Here is an 11,679-nt window from a genome sequence, read left to right as displayed (position 1 = left end):
CCCCGGGCCGACTGGTTCCAGCCCGACGCCGCAGACGCCCTCGGTTCAGAGCCCCCGCATCTGGGTCGACCCGGTCCCGAACCACTGAGCCGGTGGCCGCGCCGCGGATCTCGGACGGTAGCCCTCAGGCCGTAGCGGTCAGGCGGTAGCTCTCAGGGGCCCTGGGTCTCGCCCGGGGGCCGGAGCCACTCTGCGGGCTCGTCGAGCTTGGGCCAGTCGTCGGGCCAACCCGAACGGAGCCAGCGGACCGCGCTCAGGTTGAGCGGGGCCGTCGCGTATCCCTGCAGCGCCGTGTACGCGACCATTCCCGCCGTCGCACGGTCCACCACGACGGACAGCCGGGGCACCGCCAGGTCGGGCACTGTCATGGCGATGACGAAATTCCCGATCTCGTCGACGGGCAGGCCGAGGCTGGCCGGGTCGTCGCCCACCTCAAGGAACAAGGGTTCAGTCACGGCCGGGGCGCTCCATTCGCTCAATCACGGTGCTTCATCTATGGAATCGTTTCCGAACCGGGGCAGGTCACTCGGCTGTAGCCCTGAGCCGGCCGTAGCCCTGAGTCGGTCGAGGTGCACGCGGCGAGGCGGAATCGGGGAAGAGGCTCCCGTGCAGAGGAGCCGTCCGGCCGCAGAAGAGGGGGTTGAACCCAGCGGACCTTCGCCTGGCCGCCGGAGCTGCGGGCAATCGGCGGAACTGCTCGGCCCCAGACATGACGAAACCCCGGTCGGTTGACCGGGGTTTCGCCAAGGGTGGCAGATGAGGGATTCGAACCCCCGTAGGCAATGCCAGCTGATTTACAGTCAGCCCCCTTTGGCCGCTCGGGTAATCTGCCGAGAACACGCCAGTGGCCGCGGCCGAAGCCGTGTTCCTCTGCGCGAGCAAGACAAGATTACAGAAGATCCGTGCACCAGTCGAATCGGCCCCGGTGGGCGGCACCTACGCGTCCGTCGAGCTGCTCTCGCCGTTTCCGGTGATCTCGCGGGAGAGCTTCGCCTCGAAGAGGGCGGCCTGTTCGGGCGTGATCTGACGAAGCTGAACGGCGCGCTGGAGGTCGTCGTGGATCCCGCCGAGGCGGGCGGACGGGGCCTGCGCGGGAGACATCACGATGCCCGCGGCGAGGGTCGCGGCGACGACCCCACCAGCCGCAGCGGCAACGCCACCGACGACGGCGCGTGCCGCAGAACGCTTGACCGTGGACTTCGAACCGTGATGCCTCGCCACTGCTCCTCCTTTGAGCGCTTCCGTCGAGTACAACGCTCGCTTGCCTACATGCGCTCCCGCTGGGCTTCGGCTAAGAGTGAACTGTGATCGCCAGCGTCGATCCTGTGAGACGCACTAGGCTTGGCCGCAGACATCCCCGCGCGGCCAATTTTCACTCATGCCGCGACGGACCGATCAGGAGGCAACAATGGCTGATTCGACTTTCGACGTCGTGAGCAAGGTGGACAAGCAGGAGGTCGCCAACGCGCTGAACCAGGCGCAGAAGGAGATCGCGCAGCGCTACGACTTCAAGGGCGTCGGCGCGGAGATCGACTTCAGCGGCGAGAAGATCCTCCTGAAGGCCAACTCCGAGGAGCGTGTCAAGGCGGTCCTCGACGTGTTCGAGTCCAAGCTCATCAAGCGCGGCATCTCGCTCAAATCGCTTGACGCCGGCGATCCCTTTGCGTCCGGCAAGGAGTACCGCCTCGAGGCCTCCATCAAGGAAGGCATCTCGCAGGAGCACGCGAAGAAGATCACGAAGCTCATCCGCGACGAGGGCCCCAAGAGCGTCAAGGCCCAGATCCAGGGCGACGAGCTCCGCGTCTCGTCGAAGTCCCGCGACGACCTCCAGGCCACCATCACCCTGCTCAAGGGCTTCGACGAGGCCGACCTCCAGTTCGTCAACTTCCGCTGACCAGGGCGATTCTCCCGAGTGATTGCTGGAGGCCGGGAATCAGCAGTCATTTAAGCTGTCTGGCGCGGACCGATCGGTGCTGTTAGCGTTCGCGTGGAGAAAGGGGCAGAACGTGGCGACAGTGTGGTTCCAAGGACTTGAGTTCTCGGTGGACGACGAGAGCATCGAAGGACAGCAACCGGTAGTCGATCGGATCGCCGACGCGCTGAATAGCGGCCACGCCGCCCGCCTTCAGGTGTCAATGACTGCTTCCGAACTGGGCAACCCCTCGGGCCCCATCACTGGGACCCTGGTTGTCGGACAGAGCCAGACCTTCTTCATCGCCGACTGACCCGCGACGCCCCCAGTTCGAAGGGAACGGTCGCGTCCCACGTGAAGGTCCCTGCCTCGGTGTCCTGGTGGACGCCGAGGAAATGGAGCGATGCGACCTTGAGCGCGGGAAGCGGCTCCGTGGCCAGGAGGTCGGACTCGCGCTGCAGCCGATCGCTGCTCCCGTCGGCGATGCCGTAGCCGAGGGTGACGTGAGGGCCGAACGGCGCGGCCGGCATCGCGCGGCCCTTGTTGACGGTCGCGGCCGCTGCTTCGCGGACACCGTCCACGAGCCTCGTCCACTCGGGGCTGAGCGCGCCGCGCACCCCGAGCCCGAACTGGTCGGCCACCGGGGCGCCGAGCTCGATCGAGAAGGGCTCGGTGTCCTCTGCGAGCAGAGCGAGCCGTTCCGTGAACGCCTCAGCCTCCTCGGGGCTGACCTCCTCCGCAGCGGTCGCGAACTGCTGGACAGTCGCGTGCAGATAGGGCTCGGGCTGGACCGAGCAGTACTCGACCCCCTCAAGGACGCTCTGGCGCGCCACGAGGGTCGACCGGAGTTCGTCGTCGGGCAGGACGTAGACATGGAGCCGATTGCGCATGGATGCCCATCGGGTGTTCCGCTCACCAAAGAATCGCTTCACGCGACGACCGTAGCCCGGCTAGGTGAACCCCCGGTGACGCGGGCTAGCGGCGCCGCAGGGCGAGGACGGTGACGTCGTCCTGCGCGCCTTCGGTTTCCGCCAAGGCGACCGCGGCCGCCACGAAGCTGGCCGCCGTCGTCTGCCGCCCGGTGCCCTCCACGGCATAGTCGATCGCCGCCTCGAGCCGGGGAAACAGGTCGAGAATGCCGTCGGTCACCACGACGAGCATCTCCCCGGGCGCGAGCCGATCCTGGTGCAGCTCCCACGTGTCCGCGGGCAGGAGGCCGATCGGGAGCCCCGAGCTCTGGAGCCGGCGGAAGCCCCCGTCCGCCTCGAGGATGAGCGCGAGCCCGTGGCCGGCATCGATGTACTCGAGCGTACCGCTCGCGGGGTCGAGCCGCCCCGAGAAGAGCGTCGCGAACGTCTCGGTGCTGCCAAGGATCGTCTCCGCCACGGAGGCCACCTTGGCCACGGCCATCGACTGATCGTTGAACTGGGCCGCTCCAAGGACGGCGGTCCGCATCGACGCCGCGAGAAGGGCGGCCGGGATGCCCTTGCCCATGACGTCGGAGACGTGCACCTGAAGCTTGCCGTCGCCGAGCAGCTGCCAAGCGTAGAAGTCGCCGCCGATGTCGCGGGCCGGCACGCAGAGTCCCGCTAGCTCGTATCCCGGGAGATCGGGGGCCTCGCGCGGCATGAGCATCTGTTGGACATAGGCCGCGCGGTCGAGCTCGTTGGTGAGCGCCACCTCCCGCTCGACGAGCGCCGCGAGGTCCGCAAGATCGTCCTGCTCCTGATCGCTCAGCTCACGCGGTCTCGTGTCGAGGATGCACAGGGAGCCGATGGGCTGCCCGCCCGGCGCGCGAAGCGGATGCCCCGCGTAGAACCGGGCACCGTCCGCGACGAACTTGCCGTTCCGGAACCGATCGTCGGTCGAGGTATCGGGCACCACGAGGGTCGTGTTCGCGTGCACGGTGTGCGCACACATGGACTCCGAGAGCAGTTCATCGGTCTGGCCCGGGAGGCCCGCTTCGGCCTTGGTCCACTGCCGGTCCGCGTCGATGAAATTGATCGCCACCATCGGAACGCCGAAATGCCGCTGGGCGATCCGGACGAGCCGGTCGAACCGTTCCTCACGTCGGGTATCGAGAATTTCGAGGAAGTGGAGCGCACGCAGGCGCAGCGGATCCTCGGCGGTGGCACGAATCTCGGCCTGGGTGGCATGCACGGCCTCCACCCTACCGATCAGGCGCGGGCCGCGCAGGGCGCCTCGCTGGGAATTCCATGACGATTCCCTGAACACGCGCACCGCGGCCCGACGCCCTCAGAAGGCCCGTGGCCTCACTCCTCCCGCGCGCGGCGGAGCCCCGTGAGCGGCGAGATCCACCGCGCGGGATCCGCGACCACGAACCGCCTTCCGGAGAGCGCGACCGGGACCACTCGCACGAAGAACGCCTTCTCGCCGCTCTGCCACGGAAAGAGCGGGAGGGCGACGGCGTCGACGATCTCCGCGGTCTGCAGCACGGGTTCGAGCTGACCCTTGATCACCACGGACCAGACCTCATTCGTGGACGGTTCAAACCCATCGACCTCGAACGCGACGCGCGCCTCGTCGAGGGACGCAGCGAGCTTGGCGCCGGGGTCAGTGCGGAACACGACCGTGCCGTGGTCCACCACGTAGTTGACGGGGAACAACTCGGGATGTTCGGGGCCGGCGACGGCGAGTCGGCCCACCACGGCGCCGCGCAGCGACGCCCAGCACTCTTCCGTGGACAGCTCGGTGACGGGCGGATATCTCATGGGCTGGCTTGACATGGCCCCAGTGTAGGACCGCGCGAAACCCGCGCACACCCGTGGCTCAGCGCCCCTGACGAGCCCACGGCGCTACGGCGTGGGATGCCGCGCGTCGTACTCGCCGAAGCGCGGCTGGGCGAGCTGAAGCACCCCCACGAGCGCGACGCACACGAGCGCACCGACGACGACGGCGCTCCCCTCACCGATCCAGCCCGCCATGCCTCCCGCGAACACGTCGCCGAGCCGCGGCCCGCCCGCGACGACGACCGTGAAGACGCCCTGGAGCCGCCCGCGCATGGAGTCGGGGGTCGCGGCCTGGAGGATCGTGGAGCGCAGCGCCCCACTCACGGAGTCGGCGGCCCCGGCCGCAACCATGCAGACGAGCGCGGGCGCGAGCCACCACGTGGGGCCGTCCGGTACGTGCCGCCCGGCGCCGAGCACCACGAGGCCGAACGCCAAGATGCTCGCTCCCCACGCGACGACGGCGAACTGCACGCCGAGCCCCTGCCACCGAAGCCGAGCCACAGGTCCCGAGAAGAGCCCGCCGAGGAAGGTCCCGGCAGCGATGCCGCCGAGGAGGGCGCCGGCCGTCGCGGCGCCGCCGCCGATCGAGAGCGTGGCGACGGCCGGGAGCAGGGCGCGGGGCATCGCGAAGACCATGGCGCACAGGTCGATGAGGAACGTCATGCGGATATTCGGCCGCGTGCCGAGGAACCGGAAGCCCTCCGCGACCGAGCGGAGCCCCGCGCGACGCACCTCGCCCTGCGGCGGGAGCGGCGGGAGCTGGAACAGGGCCCACATCGCCACCGTGAAGCTCACGACGTCGAGCGTGTACGTCCACCCGTAGCCCACGCTCGCCACGAGCGCGCCCGCGAGGAGCGGCCCCACGGCCCCGCCGAGGCCGAACAGGATCATGTTGAGGGCGTTCGCGGCCGCGAGCAGCTCGGGCCGGACCAGCCGGGCGATGATGCTGCTGCGCGCGGGCATGTTGATCCCGGACCCGAGGGCCTGCAGCCCCACGAGCACGTAGATGAGCAGCACGCTGTCGAGCCGCAGCCACGCCTGGAGCGCGATGAGCGCGCTCGTGCCCCACAGGAGCAATGAGGAGGCGATGGCGACGAGCCGCCGGTCGTGCGCGTCGACGATCGAGCCGCCGTACAGCCCGGCGGCGATGAGCGGCACGAGCGAGACGAGGCCCAGGAGCCCCACGTTGAAGCTCGAGTGCGTGAGGTCGTAGACCTGCAGGCTCACGGCGGTGAGGGTCAGCTGCGAGCCGATGAGGCTCAGGAGCTGCCCGGACCAGATGCGGCGGAAGTCTGCGCTTTCCCGGAGTGGGGTGACATCGGCCAGCAGACTTCGCACCGAGTCAGCCTACCCGCGCGGGCGCACCCAGATCCTCAGCACAACGCACGACGGCGGGCCTCACCGCGTCTCTGGTGAGGCCCGCCGTCGTGCGTGGTGGGGTGGGCTCAGCGCCCGATCTGGCCCGCCATCGCCTCGAGGCGCGCGATGCGATCCGCCATCGGCGGGTGCGTCGAGAACATGTTCGCGACGCCGCCGCCGCGCTTGAACGGGTTGGCGATCATGAGGTGCGAGGTGTTGACGAGCGACTGGTCCTGCGGGAGCGGGTTGGCCCGCACGCCGCCGTCGATCTTGTTGAGCGCGGACGCGAGCGCGAGCGGATCGCCCGTGAGCTGGGACCCGTCTTCGTCGGCGTCGTACTCGCGCGTGCGCGAGATCGCGAGCTGGATGAGGCTCGCCGCAAAGGGCGCGAGGAGCGCGAGGATGAGGATCGCGAACGGGTTGCCGTTGCGGTTGTCGCGCCCGCCACCGCCGCCGAAGAACATCGCGAACTGCGCGACGGACGTGATGACGCCCGCGACGGCCGCCGCGATCGAGGACGTGAGGATGTCGCGGTTGTAGACGTGCATGAGCTCGTGGCCCAGGACGCCGCGGAGCTCGCGCGCGTCGAGGAGGTGGAGGATGCCCTCGGTGCAGCACACCGCGGCGTGCTGCGGATTGCGCCCGGTCGCGAACGCATTGGGCGCCTGCGTCGGCGAGATGTAGATGCGGGGCATGGGCTGGTTCGCGCGCTCCGAGAGCTCGCGGACGATCTGGTACAGGCCCGGCGCCTCCTCCTCGGTGACGGGATAGGCCTGCATGGAGCGTAGCGCGATCTTGTCGCTGTTCCAGTAGCTGTACGCCGTGGTCACGAGACCGATCGCGGCGAAGATCCAGATCGGCGCCGCGCTGCGGGTTCCGACGCCGATGAGCCCCCCGAGTCCGAGGAGCACGGCCCACAGAACGCCGAACAGGACGGCGGTCTTGAGCCCGTTGTAGTGGTTGTGCACGGTGACCTCCTGCAGCTTCAACGAACGACTCAGCCGGCTTGCTCCCCGGCGCGGAGGAAATCGTCGACGGCCTCGAAAAGCCCCGGATCCTCGAGGATCCGGAAGTGTCCCGTGACCGGCAGGATGATGTTACGCGCCCCGACGAGCCCCGTGGACCGCCCCACGAGAGGGTCCACGTCTGCGCCCACCGAGACGATCCGCGAGTTCACCTCGAGGTTCTTCGCGAGCAGACCCATGACCGGGTGCTCGGGGTAGAACGAGCGCAGCGGGCGGGTGGGCGCGTAGCGCGAGTACCGCGTGCCCTCGAACGGCGTGCCGACGGCGAGCATGCGCGAGACGAGCCGCTCCGTGTCCGGCGCGGTCATGAGGAGCTTGCCGATGAGGCCGCCCTTGCTGTGGGCGACGACGACGGCGTTGCGCACCCCGAGCTCGCGCAGGCGCGCGGCGGCGAGGGCCGCGCATTCGGGGATGCTCCGCCGGTTGTAGCCCAGTTCCGGGAGGACGATCACGCGGTGCCCGCGGCGCTGGAGCCAGCGCCGCAAAGGGTCCATGAAGCCCGCGGGCTCGTAGATCCCCGGGATGAGGACCACGTCTGCTTTGGCCGCGGGCGGCCGGGCGGGCCCTGCCTCCGCCGCGGGGGAATCCGCGACGTCCGCCCGTGCCGCGAGCGGACGGGCAGCCGCCGCCTTCGGCGCGTGAACTCTCGGCTCCGTGATGCTTCCGTGGGCGAGCGAGGCGGCGTGCCGCCAGACCGCGTACCCGGCGTCGAGCACCACCCCACGGGCCACGGCGAAAGCACGTCGCGGGGTCGCGTTCGGCTGCACCGATGTCTCCACCCGCGCTCCTTTCAGGCCTGGGGCCACGAAGCCCCCATTGCCGCCAGCGTAGCGACGATGGCTGTGCGGAGCCTGTCACACGGCTTCGGGGCTCACGGTCTAGAGGCACCGGTCAGGACTCAGGTGAGGCTCACCTTATTGTGAGTATCTCAAAATAAGTGCTTCAATGGGCTCATGGAAACCACGCACGGCCAAAGCTCCGAGGGCTGGTCCGCCTCGCTGCGCGAGCACGGGCGGCGGGTCACGCGCCAGCGCCTCGCGGTGCTCGGCGCCGTGGAACGCCATCCGCATTCCTCGGCCGAGGCGATTCTGACCTCGGCGCGTGAGGAACTGCCGGAGATCACGGCGCAGTCGGTATATGTGGTCCTCGGCGACCTCACCGACCTCGGCATGCTGCGCCGGTTCGAGCCGCCGCACTCCCCCGCCCTCTACGAGACGCGCGTGGGCGACAACCACCACCACGCGATCTGCTCGGTCTGCGGGCGCGTCGAAGACGTCGAGTGCGCCGTGGGCCACGCGCCATGCCTCACGCCGAGCGAGACCCACGGGATGACGATCATGATCGCCGACGTCACGTACGTGGGGATCTGCTCCGATTGCGCGGCCAAGCAGGCCGTGGTTCCAGCCCCCTGAACTTCCATCCACGCAAACCATCACATCGAATCACCAAGGAGAGTCATGACGGTCAACTATTCAACGACCCAGTCCGGCGCCCCCGTCACATCCGATGCCCACTCGCAGTCCGTCGGCGCTGACGGTGCGATCATCCTGACAGACCACTACCTCGTCGAGAAGCTCGCGCAGTTCAACCGCGAGCGCGTCCCGGAGCGCGTGGTGCACGCCAAGGGCGGCGGCGCGTTCGGCGTGTTCGAGACCACCGGGGACGTGTCGAAGTACACGAAGGCCGCGCTCTTCCAGCCGGGCGTCGAGACCGAGATGCTCATCCGCTTCTCCTCGGTGGCCGGCGAGCACGGTTCGCCCGACACGTGGCGCGACCCGCGCGGCTTCGCCGTGAAGTTCTACACGAGCGAGGGCAACTACGACCTCGTGGGCAACAACACCCCCGTGTTCTTCATCCGCGACGGCATCAAGTTCCCCGACTTCATCCACTCACAGAAGCGCCTCCCGGGCAGCCACCTCCGCGACGCGGACATGCAGTGGGACTTCTGGACGCTCTCCCCCGAGTCGGCCCACCAGGTCACGTGGCTCATGGGCGATCGCGGCCTCCCGAAGACGTGGCGCCACATGCAGGGCTACGGCTCGCACACGTACCAGTGGATCAACGCCGAGGGCGAGCGCTTCTGGGTCAAGTACCACTTCCACACGAACCAAGGCGTCGAGAACCTCACGGGCGACGACGCCGAACGCATCGCGGGCGAGAACGCCGACTACTACATCCAGGACCTCTACGAGAACATCGCCGAGGGGAACTTCCCGAGCTGGGAGCTCTTCGTCCAGGTCATGCCGTACGAGGACGCCAAGACGTACCGCTACAACCCGTTCGACCTCACGAAGACGTGGTCCAAGAAGGACTACCCGCTCCTCAAGGTCGGCACCATGACGCTCAACCGCAACCCGGAGAACTACTTCGCGCAGATCGAGCAGGCCGCGTTCGCGCCGTCGAACTTCGTGCCGGGCATCGCGGCCTCGCCGGACAAGATGCTCCAGGCGCGCATCTTCTCCTACGCGGACGCGCACCGCTACCGCGTGGGCACGAACCACGCGCAGCTCCCGGTCAACGCGCCGAAGAACGAGGTGCGCAACTACAGCCAGGACGGTGCTGCGCGCTACCACTTCAACGCCCCGACCACCCCGGTCTACGCGCCGAACTCGGCGGGCGGCCCCGCCGCAGCCGAGCCCACGAGCCCGGCCGGCGGCTGGGAGAACGACGGCGCGCTGACCCTCGCCGCGCACTCCCTCCACGCCGAGGACGGCGACTTCGTGCAGCCGGGCATCCTCTACCGCGAGGTGTTCGACGACGCGGCCCGCGCCCGCTTCCTGCAGACGATCGCGGGCGCCGTGGGTGGCGTTGCGAACCCGGACATCAAGGAGCGCGCGATCCAGTACTGGACGAACGTCGACGCCGAGCTCGGGGCGAAGCTCCGGGCAGAGCTCGGGAAGTAGTCTCCCAAAAGGTTGCGCCGTCACGTCCACGGGGTTCACGCCCCGTGGGGTGACGGCGCAACTCTGCTCTCGGGTTACAGCGCCGCCGTGAAGGCGGCGGCCCGAGCCGCGATGTCGCCCCATGCGCCGGCCTCGACGGCCGACGGCGGGACCACCGACGTCCCGCAGCACACCGCGAGCGCGCCCGCGTCGAGGTAGCTCCGGGCGTTCGAGGCGTCGATCCCGCCGGACGGCAGGAGCTTGACGCCGGGGTACGGCCCGTGGAGGTCCTTGAGGAACCCGGGGCCAACCTGGCGCGCCGGGAAGATCTTGACCACGGACGAGCCGAGATCGACCGCCTGCGCGACCTCCGACGGCGTCATCGCGCCGAGGCAGAACGGCACGCCAGCCGCGGAAGCGACGGCCGCGACCTCCGTCCGGATACCGGGCGTCACGAGGAACTGCGCGCCGGCGTCGATCGCGGCGCGGGCCTGATCGCCCGTGAGGACCGTGCCGATCCCCACGGTGGCGCCATGCTCGCCCGAGGTGTCGACCGCGCGTCGTACGTGGGTGAGGACGTCCGGCGTGGTGAAGGTCAACTCGAGCACGCGGATGCCGCTCGAGGCGAGCGCGCCCGCGAGGCCCGCCGCGTCGGGAATCGACGCGGCCCGCACGACCGCGAGGGTCCGGTCCGCGGCGAGCAGTGCTGTGAACTCTTCGTCAGTCATCGCTCGTGGGGTCCAATCGGGTTCGCGTTGCATAATTCGCAACGGTGGTTGCAAATAGTGTTTGTCCTTGTCTAGCATCGGGGCAGAACTGGCGTCAAGGCCGCCAGAATCCCCGCGCGAGGACATCGTAGAAGCCGAGCGCACTAGCGAGGAGCGCGAGAGGCGATGCTGACAACCGTGTGCCTGGGCGAGACCATGGCCATGCTGACCCCCGAGACGGGGACGCCGCTCGAGCGCGCCGAGGTCCTCGAGCTCCGGAATGGCGGGGCCGAATCCAACGTGGCCCTCGGCTTCGCCGCGATGGGCCTCGACACGCATTGGGTGAGCCGGGTGGGGCGCGACGGCTTCGGCACCCGCATCCTCACCGAGCTCGCCGAGCAGGGCGTGGGCTTGTCCGGGGTCGAGACGGACGCCGCTCGCCCCACGGGACTCTACGTCAAGGTCCCTGCCTCCGACGCGGCGCCCGCGTCCGTGCTCTACTATCGCCGCGGCTCGGCCGCCTCGGCCATGGGCCCCACGCTCCTCGACGAGCCGCGCGTCGCCGAACTGCTCGAGCGCGCCTCGCTCGTACACGTGAGCGGCATTACGGCGGCGCTCTCGGACGAGTGCCTCGCGCTCCTCGACGCGCTCCTGGCCCGCCCGCGCACTTTCCTCGTGAGCTTCGACGTCAACTGGCGCGCACCGCTGTGGGTGGACCGCGACCGCGGCGTGCTGCGCAGCCTGGCGAACCGCGCCGACCTCGTCCTCGTGGGCCGCGACGAGGCCGAGCACGCGTTCGGGACGGGGGACGAGGCCGAGCTGCGGCGGCTCTTGCCGGATCCCGACGTCGTGGTGATCAAGAACGAGGCGATCAGTGCCATCGCGCTGGGGCGAGGCGGCGAGCGCACGGAGGTCCGGGCCCTCGCGGTCCGCGTCGTCGAGCCCGTGGGCGCGGGCGACTCCTTCGCGGCCGGGTACCTGAGCGGCGTCCTGCTGGGGCTGGACCAGAAGGCGAGCCTGCGCCGCGGGCACGTCGCCGCGGCC

Annotated in this window: 14 protein-coding genes and 1 tRNA gene; 5 read left to right on the top strand and 10 right to left on the bottom strand. The window is 69.4% G+C overall.

All coding sequences use genetic code 11. The annotated features are described in order from the left end of the window. Positions 1–152 precede the first annotated feature (152 nt). From ACLN58_RS11385 to ACLN58_RS11375, 3 genes are all read right to left on the bottom strand, one after another. Entirely contained in the window at positions 153–455 is a 303-nt protein-coding gene (locus ACLN58_RS11385; protein WP_415855371.1) for a hypothetical protein, read from the bottom strand. A gap of 295 nt (positions 456–750) precedes the next feature. Next, positions 751–832: transfer RNA gene (locus ACLN58_RS11380), tRNA-Tyr, on the bottom strand. Between the two features lie 104 nt (positions 833–936). Beyond that, positions 937–1,221, bottom strand: a complete 285-nt coding sequence (locus ACLN58_RS11375) for a hypothetical protein (protein WP_415855370.1) — start codon at positions 1,219–1,221, stop codon at positions 937–939. Between the two features lie 187 nt (positions 1,222–1,408). On the opposite strand from ACLN58_RS11375, the gene ACLN58_RS11370 reads away from it, so the two are divergent. Continuing rightward, positions 1,409–1,894, top strand: coding sequence for a YajQ family cyclic di-GMP-binding protein (locus ACLN58_RS11370; protein WP_415855369.1), 486 nt, complete (start codon positions 1,409–1,411; stop codon positions 1,892–1,894). A gap of 112 nt (positions 1,895–2,006) precedes the next feature. After that, positions 2,007–2,225, top strand: coding sequence for a hypothetical protein (locus ACLN58_RS11365; protein ID WP_415855368.1), 219 nt, complete (start codon positions 2,007–2,009; stop codon positions 2,223–2,225). Here ACLN58_RS11365 and ACLN58_RS11360 read toward each other — a convergent pair. The 6 genes from ACLN58_RS11360 to ACLN58_RS11335 all read right to left on the bottom strand — a co-directional run bounded on the left by ACLN58_RS11360 (position 2,212) and on the right by ACLN58_RS11335 (position 7,825). After that, complete coding sequence (locus ACLN58_RS11360) at positions 2,212–2,844, bottom strand: 2'-5' RNA ligase family protein (protein ID WP_415855367.1); 633 nt, start codon at positions 2,842–2,844, stop codon at positions 2,212–2,214. The two genes, ACLN58_RS11365 and ACLN58_RS11360, sit on opposite strands and share 14 nt — an antisense overlap. A gap of 43 nt (positions 2,845–2,887) precedes the next feature. After that, positions 2,888–4,072 carry a PP2C family protein-serine/threonine phosphatase gene (locus tag ACLN58_RS11355; RefSeq protein ID WP_415855366.1) on the bottom strand — a complete coding sequence of 395 codons (1,185 nt, stop codon included), beginning with the start codon at positions 4,070–4,072 and terminating at the stop codon, positions 2,888–2,890. A gap of 113 nt (positions 4,073–4,185) precedes the next feature. Beyond that, positions 4,186–4,659 (bottom strand): pyridoxamine 5'-phosphate oxidase family protein, encoded by a 474-nt coding sequence (locus ACLN58_RS11350; protein WP_415855365.1) that lies wholly within the window; start codon positions 4,657–4,659, stop codon positions 4,186–4,188. 69 nt (positions 4,660–4,728) lie between these two features. Further along, on the bottom strand, positions 4,729–6,000 hold the full coding sequence (locus ACLN58_RS11345; RefSeq protein WP_415855364.1) for an MFS transporter: 1,272 nt from the start codon (positions 5,998–6,000) through the stop codon (positions 4,729–4,731). Positions 6,001–6,107: 107 nt separating this feature from the next. After that, positions 6,108–6,989 carry a zinc metalloprotease HtpX gene (gene htpX, locus ACLN58_RS11340; RefSeq protein WP_415855372.1) on the bottom strand — a complete coding sequence of 294 codons (882 nt, stop codon included), beginning with the start codon at positions 6,987–6,989 and terminating at the stop codon, positions 6,108–6,110. A gap of 29 nt (positions 6,990–7,018) precedes the next feature. Beyond that, entirely contained in the window at positions 7,019–7,825 is an 807-nt protein-coding gene (locus ACLN58_RS11335; protein ID WP_415855363.1) for an esterase/lipase family protein, read from the bottom strand. Positions 7,826–7,999: 174 nt separating this feature from the next. Here ACLN58_RS11335 and ACLN58_RS11330 point away from each other — a divergent pair, with 174 nt between their 5' ends. After that, complete coding sequence (locus ACLN58_RS11330; RefSeq protein ID WP_415855362.1) at positions 8,000–8,458, top strand: Fur family transcriptional regulator; 459 nt, start codon at positions 8,000–8,002, stop codon at positions 8,456–8,458. Between the two features lie 45 nt (positions 8,459–8,503). Continuing rightward, positions 8,504–9,949, top strand: coding sequence for a catalase (locus tag ACLN58_RS11325; RefSeq protein WP_415855361.1), 1,446 nt, complete (start codon positions 8,504–8,506; stop codon positions 9,947–9,949). A 74-nt stretch (positions 9,950–10,023) separates the two neighbouring features. On the opposite strand, the gene ACLN58_RS11320 is transcribed toward ACLN58_RS11325, so the two are convergent. After that, the gene (locus tag ACLN58_RS11320; protein WP_415855360.1) at positions 10,024–10,656 is read right to left on the bottom strand and encodes a bifunctional 4-hydroxy-2-oxoglutarate aldolase/2-dehydro-3-deoxy-phosphogluconate aldolase; all 633 of its coding nucleotides are present in this window, start codon (positions 10,654–10,656) and stop codon (positions 10,024–10,026) included. A 165-nt stretch (positions 10,657–10,821) separates the two neighbouring features. Between ACLN58_RS11320 and ACLN58_RS11315 the strand changes: the two genes are divergently transcribed. Further along, a partial coding sequence (locus ACLN58_RS11315) for a sugar kinase (RefSeq protein ID WP_415855359.1) occupies positions 10,822–11,679 on the top strand: 858 nt, incomplete at its 3' end.

The organism is Sinomonas sp. G460-2 (assembly GCF_047759905.1).
Taxonomy (GTDB): domain Bacteria; phylum Actinomycetota; class Actinomycetes; order Actinomycetales; family Micrococcaceae; genus Sinomonas.
Note: the sequence above shows the minus strand (reverse complement) of the source record. Positions and strands in the feature narration are given on the sequence as shown.